Below are 24,422 nucleotides of genomic sequence, written 5' to 3'. Positions count from 1 at the left end.
GGTTCGGTGGCGAATCGGTGAACGGCAAGGAGGGTTTCCACAATGACTGCTGTACAAGGTGATTCGGTCGACATCCAGACTCCGGACGGGGTCGCGGACGCGTACCTGGCGCATCCCGACGACGGCGCGGCGCATCCCGCTGTGCTGCTGTTCGTCGACGCGTTCGGCCTGCGGCCCGCCACCCGGCAGATCGCGGATCGGCTCGCGGCCGGCGGGTACACCGTGCTCGTCCCGAACGTGTTCTATCGGCACGGCCGCGCCCCGGTGGTCGACCTGCCCGACTTCATCGATCACGGGGACCGCACCGGCACGTTCGCGAAGATCGGCCCGATCATGCAGTCCCTGACCACCGAACTCGCGATGCGGGACGCGGGCGCGTACCTGCAGTGGCTGGCCGACGACCCGCGCGCCACCGACGGCCCGGTCGGCCTCACCGGATACTGCATGGGCGCGCGGCTGGTGCTGCTCACCGCGGGCACCTATCCGGACCGGGTCGCGGCCGCCGCCGGCTTCCACGGTGGCCGGCTGGCCACCGACGATCCGCACAGCCCGCACCTGGTCGTCGACCGGGTGACCGCGGAGCTGTACTTCGGCCACGCCGATCAGGACCAGTCGATGCCGCCGGAGCAGATCGAGCGGCTCAACAAGGCGCTGGACCAGGCCGGGGTCCGCTACCGCGCCGAGGTGTACGCGGGCGCCACGCACGGGTACACGATGCCCGACACCTCCGTCTACCAGGAGGAAGGCGCGGAGCGCCACTACACCGAACTCCTGGCCCTGTTCGGCCGCAGGCTGTAGTTTTGGCCTTCGCTTCGCTTCGGCGGGTTCGCGGCCCCCTTTGTCTCGCTCCTTCCCTCCTCCGGTCGGTCGCTGCGCTCCCTCCCTCCGTCAGTCCAGGACCGAGACGGGCCGCGAACAACGGGGGTGGGCCAGTGGCTGTGCTCGGCCGGCCGTGCGGCTGTGGGGGTGGTGGGGGCTTGCGGACCGGCCGGGGTGGGGCGGTCAGCGGGGGATCAGTTGCATCGTGGTCGCGGATGCTTGCGGGCCGGTGATGGAGTCGATGATGTTCGACGCGTAGCGACGGTATTTGTTCCGGTAGGCGGCGTCGATCCGGTCGTTCACGTCCGGGGTGGCGTCCACGAAGGTCACGTCACGCTCGACGCCGTCGGTGCTGAGGTGGCCCTCGTGCTGCCTGCGGGTTCCGCGATACCACGTCGCGGTCGGCCCGTTGACCGAGCGGACGTAGACGGCGTCGCCGTCGCGGACCGCCCAGATGACCCTGGCGCTGCTCAGCGAGCCGTCGGAACGCCGGGAGGAGATCTCGAATTCGTCCTCGTGGTCGAGGCGGGTGAGTTCGTCGGTGGTCCATGCGGTCATGAGTGCCTCCATCCTGTGCGGTCTGCCGCGGGTCTCCGTATCCGTCGTCGGTACCGTTGCGGGAATCCGATCGGGTCCCTTCTGCGAGTGTGGCAGAACCGCGGCGATACCGCTGCGGGGGTCCGCGCGGCCCGGCTGCGAGCAGGTGTCGAAAAGGTGTGTGACCGGCGGCTGAACCGGCGCGTAGCCTGCCGTGACGTGTAGGGTTCGGCGAATGAAGGCTCTGCGTAGGTTCACCGTCCGCGCCCATCTGCCCGAACGATTGGCCGCGCTGGCCGAGCTTGCCACCAACCTTCGGTGGTCCTGGCATACGCCCACCCAGGACCTGTTCGCGGAGTTGGATCGGGACCTGTGGGCGCGGGTCGGTCACGATCCGGTACGTATCCTCGGCGAGGTACCCGCCGCGCGGCTCGATGAGCTCGCCGGCGACGAGGTCTACGCGCGGGCCGTCGACGCGGCGGCCGCCGATCTGCAGGACTATCTGACCCGGCCGCGCTGGTTCGGGCGGCAGGAGTCCGGGCCGCGGTGTATCGCCTACTTCTCGATGGAGTTCGGCGTCACCGAGGTGCTGCCGAATTACTCGGGCGGCCTGGGGATTCTGGCCGGCGATCATCTGAAGGCCGCCTCCGACTTGGGACTTCCGCTCATCGGCATCGGATTGCTGTATCGCTCGGGCTATTTCCGGCAGTCGCTGACCGCCGACGGCTGGCAGGTCGAGCACTATCCGGCCCTCGACCCGCAGGGTCTGCCGCTGCGACTGCTCACCGAGTCCGGCGCGCCGGTGCTGGTCCACGTACCGATGTCCGAGGGCCGGGTGCTGCGGGCACGGGTGTGGATCGCGCAGGTCGGCCGGATCCCGTTGCTGCTGCTGGATTCCGATATCGCCGAGAACGACGCCGAACTGCGCGCGGTCACCGACCGGCTCTACGGCGGCGACCAGGACCATCGGATCAAACAGGAGATCCTCGCCGGGATCGGCGGCGTACGCGCGGTCCGCGCCTTCACCCGCGCGCACGGCCTGCCCGACCCGGACGTCTTCCACATGAACGAGGGCCACGCCGGATTCCTGGGTATCGAGCGGATCCGTGAATTCATGTCCGCCGGAATGGATTTCGATGCCGCGCTGACCGCCGTGCGGGCCGGCACCGTGTTCACCACGCACACCCCGGTGCCCGCCGGCATCGACCGGTTCGCCGCCGCACTGGTCCGCCGCTACTTCGGCGGTTCGCACGGCGAACGCGAATCCGCCGCGCTGCCCGGCGTTTCCGTGGACCGGATCCTGGCGCTGGGCCGCGAGGCCGATCCGTCGGTGTTCAACATGGCCCACCTCGGTCTGCGACTGGCCCAGCGCGCCAACGGCGTATCCCGGTTGCACGGCGAGGTCAGCCGCGCGATGTTCGCCGCGCTGTGGCCCGGCTTCGACAGCGCCGAGGTGCCGATCGGTTCGGTCACCAACGGCGTGCACGCCCCCACCTGGGCCGCGCGCGAATGGATCGACAAGGCAAGGGAATTCGTCGGCCCGGAGCTGGTGGAGGAGGCCCGCGGCTGGGAGCAGTTGCAGGACGTCGACCTGCGCGAGCTGTGGTCGACCCGAAATACGTTGCGCGCCACGCTCGTCGAGGAGATCCGCCGCCGCCTGCGGGCCTCGTGGCTGGAGCGCGGCGCCGCCCCCGCCGAATTGGGCTGGATCGACGAGGCTTTCGACCCCCGCGTGCTCACCGTCGGATTCGCCCGCCGGGTACCGACCTACAAGCGACTGACCCTCATGCTGCGCGACCCGGACCGCCTGCGCGCGCTGCTGCTGGATCCGCAACGGCCGGTGCAGCTGGTGGTGGCCGGCAAGAGCCATCCCGCCGACGACGGCGGCAAGGCGCTGATCCAGCAGGTGGTGCGCTTCGCCGACGACCCGGCGGTACGCAACCGCATCGTATTCCTGCCCGACTACGACATGTCGATGGCCCGCTACCTGTACTGGGGTTGCGATGTGTGGCTGAACAATCCGCTGCGCCCGCTCGAGGCATGCGGCACCTCCGGCATGAAGGCCGCGCTCAACGGCGCCCTCAACCTGTCCATCCGCGACGGCTGGTGGGACGAGATGTACGACGGCGAGAACGGCTGGGCCATCCCCACCGCCGACGGCGTCACCGACGACCACCGCCGAGACGACCTGGAGGCGAACGCCCTCTACGACCTACTGGAGCGTTCGGTACTGCCGCGTTTCTACGACCGAAACCACGACGATCTGCCGGTGCGCTGGCTGGAGATGGTCCGCCACACCCTCCAGACCCTGGGCCCGAAAGTACTGGCCTCCCGCATGGTTCGCGACTATGCGGTCGACTACTACCGCCCGGCAGCGGCCGCCTACGGCCGGATCTCGGCCGACGATTTCGCCGGCGCCCGCGAACTGTCCGACTACCGCCGCCGCATCGAGTCGGCCTGGCCGCAGGTCAAGGTCGTACAAGTGGACAGTGCCGGCCTACCCGACACCCCGGTGATCGGCAACGACCTGTGGCTGCGAGCCCGAGTCGCCCTGGACGGCCTCTCACCCGCCGACGTCGTGGTGCAAGCCGTCCTCGGCAGGGTCTCCGGCGACGACGACCTCTCCGACGTCACCGCCGTAGAGATGTCACACACCGGAACCGACAGCGGCACAGAACTTTTCGCCGTAGAAACCCCCGTCCCCCTCTCCGGCGCCGTAGGTTACACAGTCCGAGTCCTCCCCCGCCACCACCTGCTGTCCTCCTCCGCCGAACTGGGCCTCATGGCCGCAGCCACCCCGTAAACACCCGCGAATCCGGCCCAGGCCCAGCAAACACACCTCCGATGTGCGCGCCACCCGGCCGAACCGGCCGACCACACCGCCCGCACCACCCACTCGGCACGGTGCCCTGAGGCCGAACCCTGTTGGGCTGGTGATCTTCCCGGCGGGGTCGCGCTGGTCAGAGCTCGCCTCCGCACGAGCACGACTCGGCTGGACCGGTGGTGTTGCGCACTCCTCCAGCGAGCTCACCCAAGCCGCCCGAAGCATGACCGGAGTCGGCGACGGTTGAAGAGCCGACACAGCTGTGCTCGGTCGCACAGTGTTCAGCCCTGTCCGCCCAGCCGATCCGGCCGCCCGTTGTTCGCGGCCCGCCCGGTCCCGGTCACCAATACGCAGGCCCAACACGCCTGTTCGCGGCCCGGCCCGATCCTGGACTGACGGAGGCGGGGGAGCGAAGCGGAGGAGCCGGAGGAGGGAAGGATCGGGCCCGGAGGGCCGCGAACCCGCCGGAGCGAAGCGGAGGCCAAAAACACAGCCTGTCACCAACAAGCAGGCCCAACACTCAGCCCCAGCCCCACTCAACCCGGACCAACTCACCAAGACCAGCAAACGCCCCCCAACCCCCAACCCCTCAAGCCAACGTCCGCTTCAAAATCTTCCCAGTGGCATTCCGAGGAAGACTGTCCAGAAACGTGATGTCGCGAGGAACCGAGAACCGCCCCAGCCGATGCCGAATGTAATCGCGAACCATATCGGCATCCAGCCGTGAGCCGTCCCGAGCGACAACGAACGCCGCCAGCCGCTGCCCGTATTCATAATCCGGCACACCCACCACCGCAACCTCACTGACCTGCGGCAGATGCGCCAACGCCTCCTCCACCGGCCGCGGGAACACATTCTCCCCACCCGAGATGATCATCTCGTCCCCCCGCCCGGCCACGAACAACCGCCCATCCGCATCCAGATACCCCACATCGCCGGTATCGAGCATCCCGTCGGCCTCGGCCGGAGCCCCGGCATCGGTATACCCGTCGAACAACATATGGTTGCCGACGAAGATGCTCCCCGTCGCCCCGACCGGCAACGGCCGCAGATCCTTACCCAGCACCCCCACCCGCGTGCCCAGCGGCGGCCGCCCCGCGCAGGCAGGGGCCAGCCGCAGATCCGCCGGATCGGCGATGGTGGCCCAGGACACCTCGGTGGACCCGTACACGTTGTAGAGAATGTCACCGAACCCGTCCAGGAAGCGCAGCACCGCGGCCTCGGACAGCGGCGCCCCACAACTGGCAACCACCCGCAGACTGGACAGATCGTACCGTTCACGAACGCGTTCGGGCAGATCGAGGATCCGATTAACCATCACCGGCACCACGATCAAACTGGTGACGCCGTACTCCTCGATCAGCCGCAGACAGTCCTCCGCATCGAACCGATCCGGCAGCACGACGGTCGCGCGCAGCGGCGTGCTGATCTGCAGCGCCGCCAGCCCCCAAGTGTGGAACAAAGGCGCCGGTATCAGCATGGTCTCGTTGATCCGCAACGGAATTCGCGACAACAGCGCCGCGACCGTGCCGAACCCCTTGGGCTGCGGCCGCCGAGCACTCTTAGGAGAACCGCTCGTCCCGGAGGTGAGCACGATCTCCCGCCCCGGCGACTCCGGCCGCTCGAATTCACCGGTTCCGGCGCCGATCAGATCCTCGATCGTCAGCCGGTCCCGCGCCGGCGGCGCCCCGACGGTGCAGAACCGGGGAATCTCCGGCGGCAGGTACCGAACCAGCCATTCCAGCCCGGGATCGGCGAAGATCGCCGACATCCGATGCTTACCCGCGATCTCCTCGAACCGAGCGGCCGCCATACCGGTATTGAGCAGCACCGCATCGACGCCGAGTTTCCCCGCAGCGACCATGATCTCGACCATCTCCGCATGGTTGCGCGACAACACGCCGATGGTATCGCCCGGCCCGTACCCGAGGTCGGCGAGTGCGGCGGCCAGGGCATGGGTCCGGTCGTGCATCTCGGCGAAGGTGCGGTCGGCGCGGTCGTCGATGATCGCGAGCCGGTCCGGGGAATGCGCGGCGGCCGCCGCGTAGCCGCCGGCCAGGGTGAAACCCCACTTCGCCAGCCGGCCCATCTGCCGTAGTCCGCGATCGGGACGATAGGTGCGGACCACGCCGGTGGCGACCATCCGCCGCGCCACCTCCGCCTGCTGCCGCAGCGGGGTGTCCTCCCCGTTGACCACGGTCGAGGTGGGTGCGCCGCGCACCAGATCGGCGAGCCGATTCAGGCCGCCGGTCACCCACTCGGTGACGGCGCGCTTGTTCGCCGAGGCCGCCACCGGATGCAGGCGGTCGGCGGCGAAGAGGGTGACGGTGACCCGGGTGCGGCGTCCGCGGCCGCTCTCGTCGTGCAGCCGGACGGCGGCGAAGGCGCCGTCGGTGCTGCGCAGATCCAGGCTCTCCGGCTCGCGCCCGAGGGTGAGCCGCGCCTCGACGACGCGGACGTCGGTGGCGTCCCGGCCGATCCGCAGCCGCAGTTGCACGCTGCCGGGTTCGGCGGAGCCGAGTTGTTCACAGGCCCCGATCCCGGGAAATATCCGGGGATAGATCTGCGGGTCGCGCAGCAGTTCCCACACGGCGGCCCGTGCGACGGGGAGGTCCACGGTGGTGTCGACGATATCGGTAACCAACAGCTTGCACTTCTCACTCGGTCGGGCGCGAAGGCGCGGATGGCCGGAATAACGTATTTGTAACGGCACTCCCAGATTCGGTCAAGGAAAGTCGGATTTTAGGTGAATTATTCGGTTAATTGCCCGGTAATTGCATGTGACCCGAGGTTCCGCTCAAGTGGTGGCGAGGTGGATTGCCAGTGATTAACCATGGCGATTTCCCTCCGGCGTGTCGCGGCGGCTACCGTGCCGGGGGCAGCTCATTCGTTCGGCGGGGTGGAGACATCTGATGACGACAACCGACGTCCAACCGGAGTCCACCGGTCGCGTCGACGCCTACTTCGGGATCTCCCGGCTCGGGTCGACCGTCCGGCGCGAGATCATGGCCGGGACGGTCACGTTCCTCGCCATGTCCTATGTGCTGGCGGTCAATCCGGCGGTCCTCGGCGACCACGGCCCGCTCGGTTCCCGTGGCATCCCGACGCAGGCGGTGTTCACCGCCACCGCCGTGGCCGCCGTGGTCGGCACGCTGGTGATGGGATTGTGGGCGCGCTATCCGGTGGCGCTCGCGCCGGGGATGGGACTCAACGCCTTCTTCGCCTACTCGGTGGTGCTCGGAATGGGTATCCGCTGGCAGGAGGCGTTGTCGGGCACCCTGCTGTCCGGCGTCGTCTTCTTCGTGCTGGCGATCACCAGGATCCGCGAGAAGATCATCGACGCCATCCCGTTGCAGATGAAGCTGGCCGTCGGGGCGGGTATCGGCATGTTCGTGGCGTTCCTGGGCCTGAAGAACTCCGGGATCGTGATCGCCGACGACGCCACCCTCGTGCATCTCGGCGACTTCACCAGGGGCACTACGCTACTGGCGCTGTTCGGATTGCTGGTGACCGTGGTGTTCCTGGTGCTCGGCCGGCACGGCGCGGTGCTCTACGGCATCGTCGCGACGACCGTGGTCGGCATCGTCAGCGGGCTGGTGCGACTGCCGCACGCGGTCGTGGGCACGCCGCACGGACTGGATCAGACCTTCGGGCAGGCGATCGTCCACCTCCCGCACGCCTTCACCGGTCAGATGGCGATCGTCGTGCTCACCATGCTGTTCGTCGATTTCTTCGACGCCTCCGGCACCCTGATCGGCATCGCCAACCAGGCCGGGCTGCTCGGCGAGGACGGGAAGCTGCCGCGCGCGGCGCAGGCGCTGGCCGCCGACTCGATCGGCACCACGGCCGGCGCGATCATCGGCACCTCCACCACCACGGCCTATGTGGAATCCACCGCCGGGGTGAGCGCGGGCGGCCGGACCGGGCTGACCGCGGTGACGACCGCGGGCTGGTTCGCGGTGGCGATGTTCTTCTTCCCGGTGTTCGCCGTCGTGGCCGGCGCGCCCGCGGTGACCGCGCCGGCGCTGATCGTGGTGGGTGTGCTGATGGCCCGCGCACTCGGCGACATCGAGTGGAACAAGCTGGAATACGCGATTCCGGCCTTCCTGACCGTGATCATGATGCCGCTGACCTATTCGATCGCGAACGGCATCGCGATGGGGCTGCTGTTCTACCCGGTGGTGATGGTGGCCAAGCGGCGGATCCGCGAGGTGCACCCGGTGATGTGGGTGCTGATGCTGGTGTTCCTCGGCTACTTCTTCTTCCTCGCCGACTAGCCGCCGAGCGGGATTCCCCCAGGTCCCCGCGCCAGGTTGCAGGGCGCGGCGCGGGGACGGCGATACATCCGATGGGGAATTGGGGGATTCACCGGAGTACCGCTGTCCAGTTTACTTCCGTCCAGAAGATACCCGGGTTGCCGTGTGAATTTTCACATGGTTCACACAGCGGCCGCGGTCAGCCGCTGCAGGGCCTTGGCCACGACCTCCGGATCGGAGGTCTCCCAGTAGGGCGGCAGCGAGGCCCGCAGGTAGGGCCCGTAGCGAGCGGTGACCAGGCGCGGATCGAGGATGGCCACCACGCCGCGGTCGTCGACGCTGCGCAGCAACCGGCCGGTGCCCTGCGCGAGCAGCAGCGCCGCGTGATTGGCGGCGATGGCGAGAAATCCGTTGCCGCCGCGGGATTCCACCGCCTTCTGCCGGGCCACCAGCAGCGGATCGTCGGGCCGGGGGAACGGGATGCGGTCGAGGATCACCAGGCTCAGCGACGGGCCCGGGACATCCACCCCCTGCCACAGCGACAGCGTGCCGAACAGTGAGGTGGCCGGATCCTCGGCGAACCGCCGAACCAGCACACCGGTGGCATCCTCACCCTGGCACAGCACCGGGGTGTCCAGGCGTCCGCGCAGTGCCTCGGTCGCGGCCTTCGCCGCCCGCATCGAGGAGAACAGGCCGAGGGTGCGGCCGCCGGCGGCGGTGACCAGCCGCTGGATCTCGTCCAGATAGGCCGGGGGCAGTCCGTCCCGGCCCGGGATCGGCAGATGTTTGGCCACGTAGAGGATGCCCGACTTGGCGTGGTCGAACGGCGAACCGACGTCGAGGGCGTTCCAGCGCACCGATCCGGTGTCCGAGGGCGCCTCGGCGCCGTTGGCCAGGGCCGGGTCGACGGTGTGCGCGGACTGCGGGGGTAGTCCCCAGGTGACGGCGAGCGCGTCGAACGACCCGCCGATCTGGAGCGTCGCCGACGCCAGGATCACCGTGGACGTGCCGAACAACCGGCTGCGCAGCAGCCCGCCCACCGACAGCGGCGCCATGTGCAGACTCCGGCGGGCGATGCCCCGCACCTCCTCCGCGGCCAGCCACACCACATCGCGGCGGGCCGCGGGATCGTCGTCGTCGAAGGTGGTGAGCACCCGGACTGCGGCGTCGTGCACCTCCTCGATACCGGACAGCGCGAGATTGCGGGCCGCGGCGCCCTCGGGATCGGCCGCGGCGGCACCGCCGGTCTGTGGGCCCAGCGCGGTGCGGCAGTTCCAGGCGGCGTCGCGGATCATCGCCAGCACCGGTGCGGCGCCCTCCGGCAGCCGGTCCCAGCGGCCCGGCGGCAGCTCCTCGAGGAGTTGGTGCCAGGACTCGGCCGCCGCCTCCAGCCGGTCGACCTCCTGCTCGTCGATCAGCTTCGTGCAGCGGCGGGCGGCGGCGCTGATCGCGGCCGTCGACAGTTCCGCGGTGGCCACGCCGGTGACCCGGTCGACCAGTTCGTGCGCCTCGTCGACGACCACCACATCGTGCTCGGGCAGGACCTGCACGCCGCTGATCGCGTCGATCGCCAGCAGCGCGTGGTTGGTGACCACCACATCGGCCTGGCCCGATTCGGCGCGGGCCTTCTCGGCGAAACAGTCCACCCCGAACGGACAGCGGCCCTTGCCCAGACATTCCCGCGACGACACGCTGACCTGCCGCCACGCCCGATCGGTGACGCCGGGGACCAGCTCGTCCCGGTCGCCGGTCTCGGTGTCGGAGGCCCATTCGTTGAGCCGCTGCACCTCGCGGCCGAGTTTGGAGATGGCGAACGCGTCGAACAGTTCGGCCTCGCCCGAGTCGTCCGGGATGACACTGTTGATCTTGTTCAGGCACAGATAGTTGTTGCGGCCCTTGAGGATCGCGTACTTCGGCGTGCGGCCCAGCACCTTCGCCAGGGCCTCCGACAGCCGCGGCAGGTCCCGGTCCACCAGCTGCCGCTGCAGCGCGATGGTCGCGGTGGAGACCACCACCGTGCGGCCGGTGTGCACCGCGTGCCGCAGGCTCGGCACCAGATAGGCCAGCGACTTGCCGGTGCCGGTACCGGCCTGCACCGCGAGGTGTTCCTTGGTGTCGATGGAGTGCGCGACCGCCGCCGCCATGGTCTGCTGACCTGTGCGCGCCTTACCGCCGAGCGCCTCGACGGCGGTTGCCAGCAGGGCCGGGACAGCGGGGAGTTCGGGCACCCAGGCAGACTACTGCCACCCGCCGACAAGTCGCTCAGGACTCCAGGTTGCCGGTGAGTTCGATTCCGGCGGAACGCATCTCGTCGAGGACCCGGCCGACCGTGGCCGGTGTGACGGCGGCGGTGAGACCCAGCAGGACCCGGGTGCGCAGGCCCTCGGCCGCCGCGTCCAGGGCGGTTGCCCGGACACAGTGGTCGGTGGCGATGCCGCACACGTCGACCGCGCCGATCCCGTTGGCGCGCAACCAGTCCGCGAGGCCGGAGCCGTCGCCGGCACTGCCCTCGAAGCCCGAGTACGCGGCGCTGTACGCACCCTTGGAGAAGACCTCGGCGACGCGCGCGGTGTCGAGATCCGGGTGGAAGTCGGCGCCGGGCGTCCCGACCCGGCAGTGCGGCGGCCAGCTGTCGACATAATCCGGCTGCGCGGAGAAATGAGCGCCCGGGTCGATGTGATAGTCGCGGGTCGCCACGATCGCGGCATAGTCGGCGACGCCGAGATACTCGCTGATCCGCCCGGCCACCGCGGCCCCGCCGGTGACGGCCAGCGAGCCGCCCTCGCAGAAGTCGTTCTGCACGTCGACGACGATGAGTGCCCTGTTCCCGTCCGGGGAGTTCATGGTCTCGCACACCTCGTTTTCGCCCGCACCGAGCGGGCACGGCTTCATTGTAGGAACGTCGTGGGGATCGCGGGCTCCCCGGCGGAAAGCTTCAGCCCCTCCCAGGGCAGACTGACCAGTCCGCGCGCGACCAGATCGCGGCTCTCCCGCAGGGTGGGCCGATCGCCGAGCACCCGGCCCCCGCGGACCAGCGGCACCAGCAGCTCCCGGGTCTCGAAACCGTCCGGCTCCGGCGCGGGAGCGGCGATCGGATACACGATCTCCTCCACGATGGTCCCGGTCGGGCGGGCCAGGCGCACCGCGGTCTTGGCGCCGCCGCGGGACTCCTTGTGACTGGAACGCTTGGCCACCGGCGTGCCGTCCACCTCGACCAGCTTGTAGACCATCCCGGCGGTCGGCGCGCCGGATCCGGTCACCAGAGAGGTGCCGACGCCGTACACGTCGACCGGCTCGGCGCGCAGCGAGGCGATCGCATACTCGTCCAGATCGCCGGACACCACGATCCGGGTCCCGGTCGCCCCCAGCGCGTCCAGCTGATCGCGCACCTGCCGGGCCAGCACGCCCAGATCACCGGAATCGATGCGCACGCCGCCCAATCCGGGCCCGGCGACCTCGATCGCGGTCGCCACGCCCTTGGCGATGTCGTAGGTGTCGACCAGCAGCGTGGTGCCGAGCCCGAGCGCCTCGATCTGGGTGCGGAACGCCGCGGCCTCGTCCTGACCGTCCGGTCCGCTGTGCAACAGGGTGAACGCGTGCGCGCTGGTGCCCGCACCCGGTACGCCGAACCGCCGCACCGCTTCCAGATTGGACGTGGCGTCGAAACCGGCCAGGTAGGCCGCCCGCGAGCTGGCGGGCGCGGCCAGTTCGTGGGTGCGCCGCGAGCCCATCTCGATCATGTTGCGATCCCCGGCGGCGCTCACCATCCGCGCGGCCGCCGACGCGATCGCGCTGTCGTGGTTGAGGATCGACAGGATCAGCGTCTCCAGCACCACGCATTCGGCGAAGCTGCCCCGCACCGACAGGATCGGCGAGCCCGGGAAATACAGGTCGCCCTCGCGATATCCGTCGATGTCGCCGCCGAATCGGTACCCGCGCAGCCATTCCAGCGTGCGGTCGTCGAGGAATCCGGCCACCACCGCGAGTTCGGGCTCACCGAAGCGGAAGTCGGCCAAGGCATCCAGCAGCCGGCCGGTGCCGGCCACCACGCCGTAGCGCCGGCCGTTCGGCAATCGCCTGGCGAATACTTCGAAACTGCAACGCCGGTCCGCCGACCCGTCGGTCAGCGCCGCAGCGAGCATGGTCAATTCGTACTGATCGGTCAGCAGCGCGGTACTGGCCGCGGCGGTGCCGGAGGCATCCGAGGTGTCCACCAGGCCACTGTAGACAGCGCCGCGCCGGTGGTGTCGGCCGTCATCTCGAAAAGGACAATCCGCATGCGGCGGGTGTTGTTTCCCGCGGGCCGAGTCGTACCCTGAAGGTTATGGGTCTGTGCATGGAGGGCGCTGTCCGGTTTGCCGTCGGTCCGGCCGACGTGGTCGTACGGATGGCGGCCCCGCAGGCGACGCCCGAGGCGGTCGAGGTCACCGAGATCCTGGAGGCCGAGGACCGTCCGTGGGTCACGGTCGTCTGGGACGACCCGGTGAACCTGATGCACTACGTGACCTACATCTTCCAAAAGCTGTTCGGCTACAGCAAATCCAAGGCTACGGAGCTCATGCTCAAGGTCCACAACGAGGGCAAGGCGGTCGTCTCCTCCGGTTCCCGGGACAAGATGGAGCACGACGTCCAGCGACTACACGCGGCAGGCCTGTGGGCCACCATGCAGCGTGACGAGTAATCGGGGCGACTACCGTAAACCCGTGCGCAAATGGAGCAGGAAGAACTCGCTGAGCGGGCTCAAGCTGCGGTCCGAAATGGATGCGCGGGAGGCCGAGGTACTGCGTTCGCTGGTGGGCGCGGTGACCGGCCTGCTCGCCGATCGGGCCCGATCCGCCCCGGAAGACGATCTGGCCGCCCTCACCGGGTTACGGACCGGCAACAGCAATCCGCCGGACGACCCGAGACTGGCCCGGCTGCTACCCGAATTCCATCGCAGTGAACCCGGCTCGCCGGACGCCGACCGTGCGGATCTCAACAGCGCGCTGCGCAGCCTGCACGAGCCCGACATCATCGAGGCGAAGGTGGCCGCCGGCTCGGTGGTACTGGATACGCTGCCCGCTCAGGGCGGCAAGATCCTGATCACCCCGGAACAGGCCGACGCGTGGCTGATCGCCCTCAACGACGTCCGGCTGGCCCTGGGCACGGCCCTCGGCGTGGATGCCGACACACCCGACCACCTCGATCCGCACGATCCCCGCGCCCCGCACCTGGACGTGTACCACTGGCTCACCTGGATGCAGGACTCCCTGCTGCAGGCGATGACCTCCTGATGAAGATCGAAACCGGGCCCCGCAACGCCTTGACCGATGTCGCCGGGTTGCTCGTCGGTCACCACCAGGCCCTGGACGCGGAGGTGACCCGGGGAACCGGGGCCGCCACCGGCTGTACGGTCGTCCGGGCTCCCGGCGGTGCGACGGCGGCCGTCGACGTGCGCGGCGGCGGCCCGGGGACCCGCGAGACCGATCTGCTCGATCCGCACAACACCGTGCGCCGGGTCGACGCGATCCTGCTGACCGGTGGCAGCGCCTACGGCCTGGCCGCCGCCGACGGCGTGATGCGCTGGCTGGAGGAACACGGCCAGGGCATTCCGATGGATCCCGCCGATCCGGCCAAGATCGTGCCGATCGTGTCCGGCGCGGTCATCTTCGATCTCCCTCTGGGCGCCTGGGACATCCGGCCCACCGCCGAATTCGGCTACCGCGCGGCCGACGCCGCGGGCCCCGAGGTCGCACGCGGCTGCGTCGGCGCCGGTACCGGGGCCCAGGCCGGGGTGCTGAAGGGCGGGATCGGCACCGCGAGCATCCATATCCTCGACGGACCCGCCGCCGGCTGCACGGTCGCGGCGCTCGCGACCGTCAACGCGGCCGGGGCCACCTTCGATCCTCGCACCGGACTGCCCTGGGGTGTCGGCAGCGACGGCGCCGATCACTTCGGGCTGCGGTCCGCCACGTCGGAACAGCTGGCCCGGGCGGCGGCCCTGCCGCCGAAGGGCGCCTCGCTCAACACCACCATCGGCGTGGTCGCCACCGACGCCGAACTGGAACCGGGCGAGGCCGAGCGGCTGGCCATGTCCGCGCACGACGGGTTGTCCCGCGCGGTCCGACCGGCCCACACCCCGTTGGACGGCGACTGTTTCTTCGCGCTCGCGACCGGTGCGCGGGTCCTGGATCCCGAGGCGTACGGACCGAAGACCCCCTTGGCCCGCACCCTCCGGGTCGCCGACCTGTGCGCCGCCGCCGCGCTGGCGACCGAGCGGGCGATCGTCGACGGATTGCTGTCGGCCCACACGGTTGCCGGAATCCCTTCCTACACAGACGTTTTCGGTGATCGAGCGGTCGACCGGGCCGGACGGTAGGCCACGCCGGAGCGGCATCGCCGGGCCGGGCGGCATGGCACCGGAAGCAGACTGCCGGGAATAGGCGAATATTCTGGTCCGTTGACGACAGCGGCGGCGGTCCCCGGCCGGGCCGCGAACGGAAGGACGGCGACTGTGCTGGTGATCAGGGCGGACCTCGTGGACGCGATGGTGGCACACGCCCGCACCGACCATCCGGACGAGGCCTGCGGCATCATCGCCGGTCCCGAGGGTTCCGACCGGCCCGAGCGGTTCGTGCCGATGGTCAACGCCGAACGCTCGCCCACCTTCTACCGGTTCGACTCCGGTGAACAGTTGCGGCTGTGGCGGGAGATGGACGACCGCGACGAGGAGCCGGTGGTGGTCTACCACTCGCACACCGCCACCGAGGCCTACCCGAGCCGCACCGACGTCTCCTACGCCTCCGAGCCGAACGCGCACTACGTCCTGGTCTCCACCCGCGACCCGGAACAGTACGAGCTGCGCAGCTACCGCATTCTCGACGGCGTGGTCACCGAGGAACCGGTGCAGGTCGTCCCCGCCTATTCCGACACCGTGGCCTGACGCCCGTCGATCGACAACCCGGAACGCGAAACAAGGAGTCCTCATGCCGGTGACCGTGTCCATCCCGACCATCATGCGCACCCTCACCGGGGGTGAGAAGCGGGTGCAGGCCAGCGGCACAACCCTGGCCGCGGTGATCGACGACCTGGAGACCAACTACACCGGCCTGCGGGAGCGGCTGCTGTCCGACGGCAAGCTCAACCGCTACGTCAACATCTACGTCGACGACGAGGACGTCCGCTTCGCCGGTGGGCTGGAGGCCGAGGTGCCGGAGAACGGGACCGTCACCATCCTGCCCGCGGTCGCCGGCGGAGCCCGCTGAACCGTGGCCCGCTACGAATCGCTGATCGAAACCCTCGGCAACACGCCGCTGGTGGGCCTGCGCTCGCTGTCGCCGCGCTGGGACGGTGACGACCATGTGCGGCTGTGGGCCAAGCTGGAGGACCGCAACCCCACCGGTTCCATCAAGGACCGACCGGCGCTGCGCATGATCGAGCAGGCCGAGGCCGAGGGTCTGCTGCAACCCGGTTGCACCATCCTCGAGCCGACCAGCGGCAACACCGGTATCTCGCTGGCCATGGCGGCCAAGCTGAAGGGCTACCGGCTGGTGTGCGTGATGCCGGAGAACACCTCGGTGGAACGCCGGCAGCTGCTCACCATGTTCGGCGCCGAGATCATCGGCTCGCCCGCCGCGGGCGGCTCCAATCAGGCCGTGGCCATGGCGAAGAAGATCGCCGCCGAACACCCGGACTGGGTGATGCTGTACCAGTACGGCAATCCGGCCAACGCGCAGTCGCACTACGAGGGCACCGGCCCCGAGATCCTCGCCGATCTGCCGGAGATCACCCATTTCGTCGCGGGCCTCGGCACCACCGGCACCCTGATGGGCGCCGGCCGCTATCTGCGGGAACAGGTCCCGGACGTCCGGGTCGTGGCGGCCGAACCGCGCTACGGCGAGCTGGTCTACGGCCTGCGCAACCTCGACGAGGGCTTCGTGCCGGAACTGTACGACGAAGCGGTGCTGACCTCACGGTTCTCCGTCGGCCCGTACGACGCGGTGCGGCGGACCCGCGAACTGGTGCTGGAGGAGGGCATCTTCGCGGGCATCTCCACCGGCGCGATCCTGCACGCGGCACTCGGCGTCGGCGCCAAGGCGCTGACGGCGGGCGTCCGCGCCGATATCGCGTTCGTGGTGGCCGACGGCGGCTGGAAGTATCTGTCGACCGGCGCCTACGACGGCACCCTGGAAGAAGCCGAAGAGAAACTGGACGGGCAACTCTGGGCCTGAACCGCCGGGTACGCTCGTGGGAGGTCCTCGCGAGGAGGTGGGCAGTGACGCTCGACAACACCGATCGACGTCCCGGCGCAGTGGCTCGGTTGTGGCAGCAGTCGATCGTGCTGACGCTGGGTTTCGTTGCGCTGCTCTACGGTATCGAGGGCATCGACACCGCCACGAACCACGAGCTGGATCAGGGCGGGGTGCGTCCGCGCACGATCGGCGGCCTGGAGGGCATCGCGTTCGGCCCACTGCTGCATGCCAATTGGGAGCACCTGATCGGAAACACCGTGCCGGTGCTCGTACTCGGGCTGCTCACCCTGCTCACCGGCATCGGCCGGGGTCTGGCCGCGACCGCGATCGTCTGGGTGGTCGGCGAATTCGGCACCTGGCTCACCGGCGCCGACGGCACGATCCACCTCGGTGCGTCGGTGCTGGTGTTCGGCTGGCTGACCTATCTCATCTCGCGCGGGCTGTTCGCCCGCAACCTCTGGCAGATCTTGATCGGTGTGCTCGTCGGGGTGTTCTACGGATCCATCCTGTGGGGTGTGCTGCCGGGTCAGCCCGGAATCTCTTGGCAAGGTCATCTTTTCGGCGCCCTGGGTGGATTGCTGGCGGGGTGGGTACTCTCCGGAGATGAACGTCGTCGCCGCCGTGGAGGCTCCGTGGGACCGTCTGTGTCGCCCCTCGGGCAGTCGTAGCGGCCGGGTGCTTGGGGGGATCGCGTCGTGAACGAGCCGGCAGCGTGGCAGCATGTGGGCATGCGCCTCACCGTCCTCGGGTGCTCGGGCAGTGTGTCCGGCCCGGATTCTCCCGCGTCGGGTTACCTGCTCACCGGACCGGGAATGACTCCGACGGTGATCGACTTCGGGCCCGGCGTGCTGGGCGCGCTGCAACGGTTCCAGGATCCGGGCGCGGTCGACATCTTCCTCACCCATCTGCACGCCGATCACTGCCTCGATCTGCCCGGCTTGCTGGTATGGCGGCGCTATCACCCGAATCCGCCGAGCGGCCGCGCCACCCTGTTCGGGCCGGTCGATTCCGCGGTGCGCATCGGCAACGCCTCGGCCGAGGTCGGCGGCGAATGCGACGACTGGTCCGACGTGATCGACCTGCGGACCTGGTCCGAGGGCGTGACCTCCGCATTCGGCGAGGGCTACACCGTCACCGCGCGCCGCATGTACCACCCGCCGGAATCCTACGGCCTGCGGATCACCGGCCCGGCCGGTCGTACGCTCGTCTACACCGGCGACACCGCCTTGTGCCCAGCGGTTTTCGAATTGGCCGCCGGTGCGGACGTGCTGCTGTCGGAGGCATCGTGGACGCACGATCCGGACAACCGGCCGCCGGGAATCCACCTGTCCGGCACCGAGGCCGGCCTGATCGCCGCCGAGGCCGGCGTCGGTGAGCTGCTGCTCACCCACATTCCGCCGTGGACCTCCCGCGAGGATGTCATCGCCGAGGCGAAGGCCCAGTTCAGCGGCCCGGTGCACGCGGTGTCCCCGGGCGAGGTCATCGATCTGGCCTGACGGCCGAAGGCCCTGCGCGCGAGCCGTTGCCGAGTCGCCGCGCGGCCGTGCGCTACGTGGTCGCGGGCACCGTCTAGGGTGAGTGCCGTGTCTAGACGAGCCGATGGCAGGGCGGACGACGAGCTCCGCGAGGTCCGGATCACCCGGGGATTCACCACGCATCCCGCCGGGTCGGTGCTGGTGGAGTTCGGGCAGACGCGGGTGATGTGCACCGCGAGCGTCACCGACGGCGTGCCGCCGTGGCGCCGGGACTCCGGATTGGGTTGGCTCACAGCCGAATACGCGATGCTACCGGCGGCCACCCACACCCGCAGCGGCCGGGAGTCGGTGAAGGGCAAGGTCGGTGGCCGCACCCAGGAGATCAGCCGGCTGGTCGGCCGCTCGCTGCGCGCCTGCATCGACCTGGCCGCGATCGGGGAGAACACCATCGCCATCGACTGCGATGTCCTGCAGGCCGACGGCGGTACCCGGACCGCCGCCATCACCGGCGCGTACGTGGCGCTGGCCGACGCCGTCACCTACCTCGGCGCTGCCGGGCAACTCGCCGATCCGCAGCCGCTGTCGTGCATGATCGCCGCGGTCAGCGTCGGCGTGGTCGACGGCCGGGTGCGGCTCGACCTTCCGTACGAGGAGGATTCGCGCGCCGAGGTGGACATGAACGTGGTCGCCACCGACACCGGCACCCTGGTGGAGATCCAGGGCACCGGCGAGGGCGCCACCTTCCCGCGCTCCACCCTCGACAAATTGCTGGATTCCGCGCTGGCCGGCTGCGAGCGACTGTTCGCCGTCCAGAAGGAGGCGCTGGCGCTGCCGTATCCCGGGGCACTGCCGGAGAAGAAGAAGTGAGCCGCCGGGTCCTGGTCGCCAGTCGCAACGCGAAGAAGCTGAACGAACTGCGCCGCATCCTGGCCGAGGCCGGCGTCGAGGGGCTGGAGATCGTCGGCCTGGACGAGGTGCCGCCCTACCACGAGGCCCCGGAGACCGGCGCGACCTTCGAGGAGAATGCCCTGGCCAAGGCCCGTGACGGCGCTGCCGCCACCGGATTGCCTTGTGTCGCAGACGATTCCGGTATCTCGGTGGACGCGCTCAACGGTATGCCGGGGGTGCTGTCGGCCCGCTGGTCCGGCGGCCACGGCGACGACGCCGCCAACAACGCACTGCTGCTGGCCCAGCTGAAGGATGTGCCCGACGAACGCCGCGGCGCCCGCTTCGTCTCCGCCTGCGCGCTGGTGGTCGACGGCCGCGAGGTCGTCATGATCGGCGAATGGCCGGGGCGGGTCGCCCGCGAACCGGCCGGCAGCGGGGGCTTCGGTTACGACCCGCTGTTCGTCCCGGACGGCGGCGACGTCTCGGCCGCCGAGCTCACCCCCGCCGAAAAGGACGCCGCCTCACATCGCGGCCGCGCCCTGCGCGCTCTGCTCCCGGCCTTGGAGGCCCTGGCCGTCTCCTGATGCCGCATCGATCGGCGCGATCCGATCGATGCGGCCGGATTCGCCCGGCCGCATCGCACAGCTCGCTCAGAGCGAATAAGCCTGCTTGACCTGCTTGGCATTCCAGTGCTCGACGAAGAACGACAGCAGCGGAATGGTGCCCGCGAGCAGGGTGCCGATGGTGCGGGTCAGCGGCCACCGCACCTTGATGGCCAGGTCGGCGGTGACGATCAGATAGACGAAGTACACCCAGCCGTGCACCACGGCGATCCAGTTCGGGGTGTGCACGTCGAAGCCGTACTTGGCGATGATCTCGGCGGTGAGCAACAGCAGCCAGATACCGGTGGCCCACGCCAGCGTGCGGTAGCGCAGCAGGGCGGGCTTCACCTTGGCGGCGGTGCCCGCCGCCACCGGGCCCGGCGCCTGCACCTCGGTGCGGCCGCCGGTGGTGTCGGTGGAGTTGTCGGCGCTCAACCGGCGCTCCTCTCGGTGTCGCGGGCTTCGAGCCCGGCGGCGCGGATCTGCTGGTGCAGATCGCGCGCGTTCAATTCGGCCAGGTACTGGTTGTATTCGGCGACCACGGGATCGTCGGCGCGGGCCGCGGCCGGTCGCTCCGGCAGGATGCCCGCCGGGATCTCGCGCGGCCCGGCCGGCTTGGACAGCTTGGCGAGCAGGCCCGGTTGCGGCCGCTCGGTCTCGTCCGCCGGTTCCTCGGCCTCGCGCTCCAACCGGATGAAACGGATGTACGCGAAGACCACGAATCCGGCGAACAGCGGCCACTGCAACGCGTAGCCGAGATTCTGCGCGGTGCCGCTCGCGGACTCGAACCGGCCCCACTGCCACCAGCCGAGCGCGAGACACCCGAGTGCGGCAACGACCACAAACAGGATCAGCGCCGGGCGGCGGTGTGGAGCGGGCACGACCACCACGGTACTCGTCTACTACACCGGAACGTAGCGCTGGGCTCGATCAGAACTTGTAGCTCACCCCGGTGCGTTGCTCGGATTCCTCCCACAGCCGCCGCTGCAGGTCCCGGTCGCGCGACAACCGGCTCGACGGCGAGGGCCGGACCGGGCCGCGGGACCCGAACAGCCAGGTCGGACCCCAATAGGTATCCGGATCGGCATCGACCGTGGTGGCGGCGAACAGGCTGGACTCGGCCGCGTGTTTGGGGGAGTGGCCGATCAGCGCGATCACGGGCTTGGCCACCCAGTCCACCGGCGTCTCGGTCCGGGTGAACAGATCGGTGGCCGAGACGCCGGGGTGGACGGCGTACGAGCGCTTCGGCGACCGCGCCTCCGCGAGCCGATGCTGCAGTTCGCGGGCGAACATCAGATTCGACAGCTTGGCCTGGGCATAGGCGAGATTGCGCTGGTAGCGGCGCTGCTCGTAGTTCAGATCGTCGATCCAGAGCTTCGGGGTCTGCCGATGCGCGATGCTGGCCAGCGTGACGACCCGGTCGCCGATCCGGTCCAGCAGCAGGCCGGTGAGCGCGAAATGGCCGAGATGGTTGACGCCCCACTGGGTTTCGAAGCCGTCGGCGGTCCGGGAGAACGGGATGTTCATCAGGCCGGCATTGTTGATCAGCACGTCGAAGTCGCCGGTCTCGTCCGCGAAGGCGCGGACCGAGGCGAGGTCGGCGAGGTCCAGTGCCCGCACCCGGACGTCGCCGGGGATTCCGTCGGCCACCTGCTGCGCCTTGGTCGCGTTGCGGCAGGCCATGATCACGGTCGCGCCCCTGGCGGCGAGGGCCTTGGTGGTGTGCTTGCCGATGCCGCCGTTGGCGCCGGTGATGACGAAGGTGCGCCCGGTCTGATCCGGGATGTCGGTGGGCTTCCACGCCATGGTTGTCGGACCTCACTGCTGCCGGAATGGTCGGAGATGTGTCGTCACAACCCCTCGCCCCGACCTTACTTGAGAGTAAGTTCGAGTGGTGGCGAAGTGGCCGAAGTGCCGGTCACCGGGGGTGAATGCGCTGGTCACGATGCCGTGTCCCTGCCCGGTGATCACAACGGCCGCACCCATACTGAAACGCATGGCCGGTGCCCACGCAGCGCAGACGAGCTCGAGCCGGGTCGTGGTGTTCCTCACCATCATGCTCGGCATGTTGATGGCCGCACTCGACCAGACCATCGTCTCCACGGCGCTGCCGACGATTGTGGCCGACCTCGGCGGGGCGGGCCACATGGCGTGGGTGGTGACCTCGTACCTGCTGGCCGAGGCGGTCACCACGGCACTGGCCGGTAAATTCGGCGACCTGTTCGGCCGCAAACGGGTGTTCCAGGTCAGCGGGCTGATCTTCATCATCGGCTCGATCGTGGCGGGTATGGCACACGGAATGTTCCTGCTCATCGTGGCCCGCGCGATCCAGGGGGTGGGCGCCGGCGGCCTGATGGTCACCTCGATGGCGCTGATCGCCGACGTCATCCCGCTGCGCGACCGCGGCAAATATCAGGGTGCGATGGGTGCGGTGTTCGGCGTCACGACCGTGCTCGGGCCGACGCTGGGCGGACTGTTCACCGACCACATCAGCTGGCGCTGGTGCTTCTACGTCAATGTGCCGGTGGCGCTGGTCATGCTGGTGGTCGCGGCCCGGACCATTCCGGCGATGCGGGCCGTGCAGCGTCCGGTGATCGACTACCTCGGTATCGCGCTGGTCGCCGTCGGCGTCAGTTGCCTGATCCTCGCGCTGGAATGGGGCGGGAACGAATATCCGTGGAAGTCGGCGACGATCATCGGATTGTTCGTCGTGGCCGCGATCCTGTTGGCGGCCTTCGTCTTCGTGGAATTGCGGGCCGCGGAACCGATGCTGCCGATGCATCTGTTCCGGTCCAACGTCGTCACGGTCTGTTCCGTTCTGAGTTTCATCGTCGGATTCGCGATGCTCGGCGCGATGACCTACCTGCCCGCCTATCTGCAATTCGTGAACGGCGTGACCGCGACCGCCTCCGGCATCCGGACGTTGCCGCTGGTGGTCGGCCTGTTCACCACCTCGATCCTGTCCGGGCAGGTGGTCGGCCGCACCGGCCGATACAAGATCTTCCCGATCATCGGCACCGCCGTGATGGGTGTCGGCCTGTATCTGATGTCGACGATGGGCCGCAGCACCGGCGTGTGGAAGGAATCGCTGTACATGCTGATCCTCGGTCTGGGGATCGGCCTGTCCATGCAGGTGCTCACCATCGTCGTGCAGAACACGGTGCCGTATGCCGATCTGGGCACCGCGACCAGTGCGGTGACCTTCTTCCGGACCCTCGGAAGTACCTTCGGCACAGCCATTTTCGGCACGCTGTACAACAACCGGATCGGCCCGAACCTGCGCGGCGCCCTGGCCGAGGTCCCGCAGGTACCGCCCGCGGCGGCGCAGAATCCCCAACTGCTCCGGCGCCTTCCGGCCGCCGAGGCGATGCCGATCATCGACGCCTACGCTGCCACCATCGACTACGTGTTCCGCTGGGTGCTGCCGGTGATCGTGCTCGGATTCCTGGTGGCGTGGTTCCTGAAACAGGTGCCGCTGCGCGACAGTGCGCGAGCCGAGGCCTCGGACGTCGGGACCGGATTCTCGATGCCGGAATCGCCGGATCGCCTGGTGCTGCTGGAGAACGCGCTCGGCGCACTGCTGCGGAAGGTCCGGACGCACGAGGTGCCCGCCCCCAATCTGCTGTCGCTGGCGGGCAGTTCGCTCAGCCCCGGGCAGGCGTGGGTACTCGGGCAGGTGCGGAAATACAACCGGGTCCGCGGCCACGTCACCCTGGTCGACATCGCCCGTTCGCACCATATGCCCCCGGACGTCCTGCAACCGGCCTTCGGCCGGGCGGTGCACGAGGGCCGCATCGAATTCTTCGGTGACCGAATCGAATTCACGCCCGCCGGGCAGGCGGAGTCCGACCGGCTGCGTGCCGCGCTCCGGGACTGGGTCGGTGGCCAGCTGAAGGATTGGGACTGCCCGGACGCCGACGATCGCGCACTGCTCGATCGGGCGATGGACAATATCGCGGCACGCATGCTCGACGAGGAAGAGGATCAGCTCCGGATTGCCGCATAACCGCTGAACAGGGTGCGTGAGTGCGGAATTGCGGTGCTGAGTGTGCGCGGAGTGAATGTTCGTTCGGATGGGTTGCAGGCGTCGCGCGCGGGCGAGTAGGGTCGGCCGCAGCCGATCTGGGGGCGGAGAGCCGGCCGACCCTGGTGACCTGGTCTGTCGTACCGGCGCCGAGGGGATTCGCATGAACGGTTGGGGGCGGGTTCTCGGGAGTGTTTGTGTGCTCGGTGTGGTGGGGAGTGGGTTGATGGGGTGTGGGAAGGATGGGGGTGGGGGGACGGCTGCGAGTGGTGCGGTGGGGTCTTCCCCGGCGTTGCCGCCTGCGCCGACGGGGTTCGATCCATGTTCGGATGTGTTGAAACCGGTACTGGATTCGGAGCAATTGCACGGCAAGGAAAGAGACGATTCCAACGGTAACGGTGGTACGCAGTGGAGGGGGTGTGTGTGGGTACAGTCCGACGGGTATTCCGTCTCGATTCGCACAACGAACATTACGCTTCCAATGGTCCGCGCGAATACCGGTTTCAAAATCGCCGAGGAGTTGAACCTCGGTGGCCGGGTGGCGATCACGTATCACGACAGCGACGCCACCGACCTGCGGCACGACTGCCTGCTCGATGTCGAAATCAAAGGTGGGAGTCTTTCGTTCTCACTGGACAATCCGGCATCCCGTCGCAAGACAGGCGATTCGGATACGTGTGAGATTGCGAAAAGCCTTGCCGGTAAAGTTGTTCCGCTGATCCCGGCATCGGCCTGATTCGAGGTAGTCGTTATGGTATCTGGAGCC

The 24,422-nt window shown here is 69.0% G+C and carries 23 protein-coding genes; 15 read left to right on the top strand and 8 right to left on the bottom strand.

Annotation, left to right across the window (positions count from 1 at the left end; all coding sequences use genetic code 11):
- The first annotated feature begins 42 nt into the window (after nucleotides 1–42).
- Nucleotides 43–798, top strand: coding sequence for a dienelactone hydrolase family protein (locus G361_RS0131425; RefSeq protein ID WP_019931112.1), 756 nt, complete (start codon nucleotides 43–45; stop codon nucleotides 796–798).
- A 204-nt stretch (nucleotides 799–1,002) separates the two neighbouring features.
- On the opposite strand, the gene G361_RS0131420 is transcribed toward G361_RS0131425, so the two are convergent.
- Nucleotides 1,003–1,377, bottom strand: a complete 375-nt coding sequence (locus tag G361_RS0131420) for a DUF2255 family protein (RefSeq protein ID WP_026343736.1) — start codon at nucleotides 1,375–1,377, stop codon at nucleotides 1,003–1,005.
- A gap of 214 nt (nucleotides 1,378–1,591) precedes the next feature.
- On the opposite strand from G361_RS0131420, the gene glgP reads away from it, so the two are divergent.
- Nucleotides 1,592–4,159, top strand: coding sequence for an alpha-glucan family phosphorylase (gene glgP / locus G361_RS0131415; RefSeq protein WP_019931110.1), 2,568 nt, complete (start codon nucleotides 1,592–1,594; stop codon nucleotides 4,157–4,159).
- Between the two features lie 610 nt (nucleotides 4,160–4,769).
- On the opposite strand, the gene G361_RS0131410 is transcribed toward glgP, so the two are convergent.
- Nucleotides 4,770–6,824: an AMP-binding protein gene (locus G361_RS0131410; protein WP_019931109.1), complete on the bottom strand. Its 2,055-nt coding sequence runs from the start codon at nucleotides 6,822–6,824 to the stop codon at nucleotides 4,770–4,772.
- 268 nt (nucleotides 6,825–7,092) lie between these two features.
- On the opposite strand from G361_RS0131410, the gene G361_RS0131405 reads away from it, so the two are divergent.
- Nucleotides 7,093–8,457, top strand: coding sequence for an NCS2 family permease (locus tag G361_RS0131405; protein ID WP_019931108.1), 1,365 nt, complete (start codon nucleotides 7,093–7,095; stop codon nucleotides 8,455–8,457).
- A 161-nt stretch (nucleotides 8,458–8,618) separates the two neighbouring features.
- On the opposite strand, the gene G361_RS0131400 is transcribed toward G361_RS0131405, so the two are convergent.
- The 3 genes from G361_RS0131400 to G361_RS0131390 are packed head-to-tail and all read right to left on the bottom strand — an operon-like array spanning nucleotide 8,619 to nucleotide 12,650.
- Entirely contained in the window at nucleotides 8,619–10,664 is a 2,046-nt protein-coding gene (locus G361_RS0131400; protein ID WP_019931107.1) for an ATP-dependent DNA helicase, read from the bottom strand.
- A gap of 34 nt (nucleotides 10,665–10,698) precedes the next feature.
- Entirely contained in the window at nucleotides 10,699–11,280 is a 582-nt protein-coding gene (locus G361_RS0131395; RefSeq protein ID WP_026343734.1) for a nicotinamidase, read from the bottom strand.
- Nucleotides 11,281–11,324: 44 nt separating this feature from the next.
- Nucleotides 11,325–12,650 (bottom strand): nicotinate phosphoribosyltransferase, encoded by a 1,326-nt coding sequence (locus G361_RS0131390; protein ID WP_019931105.1) that lies wholly within the window; start codon nucleotides 12,648–12,650, stop codon nucleotides 11,325–11,327.
- 122 nt (nucleotides 12,651–12,772) lie between these two features.
- Here G361_RS0131390 and clpS point away from each other — a divergent pair, with 122 nt between their 5' ends.
- From clpS to rdgB, 10 genes are all read left to right on the top strand, one after another.
- Nucleotides 12,773–13,117, top strand: a complete 345-nt coding sequence (gene clpS, locus G361_RS0131385; protein WP_052172931.1) for an ATP-dependent Clp protease adapter ClpS — start codon at nucleotides 12,773–12,775, stop codon at nucleotides 13,115–13,117.
- Between the two features lie 22 nt (nucleotides 13,118–13,139).
- Nucleotides 13,140–13,709 carry a DUF2017 domain-containing protein gene (locus tag G361_RS0131380; RefSeq protein WP_026343732.1) on the top strand — a complete coding sequence of 190 codons (570 nt, stop codon included), beginning with the start codon at nucleotides 13,140–13,142 and terminating at the stop codon, nucleotides 13,707–13,709.
- On the top strand, nucleotides 13,709–14,794 hold the full coding sequence (locus tag G361_RS0131375; protein WP_019931102.1) for a P1 family peptidase: 1,086 nt from the start codon (nucleotides 13,709–13,711) through the stop codon (nucleotides 14,792–14,794). The genes G361_RS0131380 and G361_RS0131375 overlap by 1 nt, the downstream gene beginning before the upstream one ends.
- Nucleotides 14,795–14,929: 135 nt before the next feature.
- Nucleotides 14,930–15,358 carry a Mov34/MPN/PAD-1 family protein gene (locus tag G361_RS0131370; protein WP_019931101.1) on the top strand — a complete coding sequence of 143 codons (429 nt, stop codon included), beginning with the start codon at nucleotides 14,930–14,932 and terminating at the stop codon, nucleotides 15,356–15,358.
- A gap of 43 nt (nucleotides 15,359–15,401) precedes the next feature.
- The gene (locus G361_RS0131365; RefSeq protein WP_019931100.1) at nucleotides 15,402–15,680 is read left to right on the top strand and encodes a MoaD/ThiS family protein; all 279 of its coding nucleotides are present in this window, start codon (nucleotides 15,402–15,404) and stop codon (nucleotides 15,678–15,680) included.
- 3 nt (nucleotides 15,681–15,683) lie between these two features.
- Nucleotides 15,684–16,646, top strand: a complete 963-nt coding sequence (locus G361_RS0131360) for a PLP-dependent cysteine synthase family protein (protein WP_019931099.1) — start codon at nucleotides 15,684–15,686, stop codon at nucleotides 16,644–16,646.
- A gap of 44 nt (nucleotides 16,647–16,690) precedes the next feature.
- The gene (locus G361_RS0131355) at nucleotides 16,691–17,335 is read left to right on the top strand and encodes a rhomboid family intramembrane serine protease (protein ID WP_026343731.1); all 645 of its coding nucleotides are present in this window, start codon (nucleotides 16,691–16,693) and stop codon (nucleotides 17,333–17,335) included.
- A gap of 60 nt (nucleotides 17,336–17,395) precedes the next feature.
- The gene (locus tag G361_RS0131350) at nucleotides 17,396–18,163 is read left to right on the top strand and encodes a cyclic nucleotide-degrading phosphodiesterase (protein ID WP_026343730.1); all 768 of its coding nucleotides are present in this window, start codon (nucleotides 17,396–17,398) and stop codon (nucleotides 18,161–18,163) included.
- 87 nt (nucleotides 18,164–18,250) lie between these two features.
- Entirely contained in the window at nucleotides 18,251–19,009 is a 759-nt protein-coding gene (gene rph / locus G361_RS0131345) for a ribonuclease PH (RefSeq protein ID WP_019931096.1), read from the top strand.
- The gene (gene rdgB / locus G361_RS0131340) at nucleotides 19,006–19,614 is read left to right on the top strand and encodes an RdgB/HAM1 family non-canonical purine NTP pyrophosphatase (protein WP_019931095.1); all 609 of its coding nucleotides are present in this window, start codon (nucleotides 19,006–19,008) and stop codon (nucleotides 19,612–19,614) included. Before rph ends, rdgB begins: the two co-directional genes overlap by 4 nt.
- Before the next feature lie 66 nt (nucleotides 19,615–19,680).
- Here the strand turns inward: rdgB and G361_RS0131335 are convergent, their stop codons facing one another.
- From G361_RS0131335 to G361_RS0131325, 3 genes are read right to left on the bottom strand one after another with little or no spacing between them, the layout of a single operon-like run.
- Nucleotides 19,681–20,067, bottom strand: a complete 387-nt coding sequence (locus tag G361_RS0131335; protein ID WP_019931094.1) for a DUF3817 domain-containing protein — start codon at nucleotides 20,065–20,067, stop codon at nucleotides 19,681–19,683.
- A complete protein-coding gene (locus tag G361_RS0131330; RefSeq protein ID WP_019931093.1) occupies nucleotides 20,064–20,522 on the bottom strand; it encodes a hypothetical protein in 459 nt (152 codons plus the stop codon). Before G361_RS0131330 ends, G361_RS0131335 begins: the two co-directional genes overlap by 4 nt.
- A 40-nt stretch (nucleotides 20,523–20,562) precedes the next feature.
- The gene (locus G361_RS0131325) at nucleotides 20,563–21,438 is read right to left on the bottom strand and encodes an oxidoreductase (protein ID WP_019931092.1); all 876 of its coding nucleotides are present in this window, start codon (nucleotides 21,436–21,438) and stop codon (nucleotides 20,563–20,565) included.
- Nucleotides 21,439–21,628: 190 nt separating this feature from the next.
- Between G361_RS0131325 and G361_RS45560 the strand changes: the two genes are divergently transcribed.
- A complete protein-coding gene (locus G361_RS45560; protein ID WP_036496113.1) occupies nucleotides 21,629–23,638 on the top strand; it encodes an MDR family MFS transporter in 2,010 nt (669 codons plus the stop codon).
- A gap of 55 nt (nucleotides 23,639–23,693) precedes the next feature.
- Complete coding sequence (locus G361_RS48715; protein ID WP_369797965.1) at nucleotides 23,694–24,392, top strand: DUF3558 domain-containing protein; 699 nt, start codon at nucleotides 23,694–23,696, stop codon at nucleotides 24,390–24,392.
- Nucleotides 24,393–24,422 lie beyond the last annotated feature (30 nt).

Source organism: Nocardia sp. BMG111209, assembly GCF_000381925.1.
Taxonomy (GTDB): Bacteria; Actinomycetota; Actinomycetes; order Mycobacteriales; family Mycobacteriaceae; genus Nocardia.
Note: the sequence above shows the minus strand (reverse complement) of the source record. Positions and strands in the feature narration are given on the sequence as shown.

Bases quoted from the DNA above. Each gene is read 5' to 3' on its own strand.
- G361_RS0131365 (WP_019931100.1), top strand. From the start codon at position 15,402: ATGCCGGTGACCGTGTCCATCCCGACCATCATGCGCACCCTCACCGGG.
- G361_RS0131350 (WP_026343730.1), top strand. From the start codon at position 17,396: ATGCGCCTCACCGTCCTCGGGTGCTCGGGCAGTGTGTCCGGCCCGGAT.
- G361_RS45560 (WP_036496113.1), top strand. From the start codon at position 21,629: ATGGCCGGTGCCCACGCAGCGCAGACGAGCTCGAGCCGGGTCGTGGTG.
- glgP (WP_019931110.1), top strand. From the start codon at position 1,592: ATGAAGGCTCTGCGTAGGTTCACCGTCCGCGCCCATCTGCCCGAACGA.
- clpS (WP_052172931.1), top strand. From the start codon at position 12,773: ATGGAGGGCGCTGTCCGGTTTGCCGTCGGTCCGGCCGACGTGGTCGTA.
- G361_RS0131420 (WP_026343736.1), bottom strand. From the start codon at position 1,377: ATGACCGCATGGACCACCGACGAACTCACCCGCCTCGACCACGAGGAC.
- G361_RS0131405 (WP_019931108.1), top strand. From the start codon at position 7,093: ATGACGACAACCGACGTCCAACCGGAGTCCACCGGTCGCGTCGACGCC.
- G361_RS48715 (WP_369797965.1), top strand. From the start codon at position 23,694: ATGTTCGTTCGGATGGGTTGCAGGCGTCGCGCGCGGGCGAGTAGGGTC.
- G361_RS0131395 (WP_026343734.1), bottom strand. From the start codon at position 11,280: ATGAACTCCCCGGACGGGAACAGGGCACTCATCGTCGTCGACGTGCAG.
- G361_RS0131375 (WP_019931102.1), top strand. From the start codon at position 13,709: ATGAAGATCGAAACCGGGCCCCGCAACGCCTTGACCGATGTCGCCGGG.
- G361_RS0131325 (WP_019931092.1), bottom strand. From the start codon at position 21,438: ATGGCGTGGAAGCCCACCGACATCCCGGATCAGACCGGGCGCACCTTC.
- G361_RS0131425 (WP_019931112.1), top strand. From the start codon at position 43: ATGACTGCTGTACAAGGTGATTCGGTCGACATCCAGACTCCGGACGGG.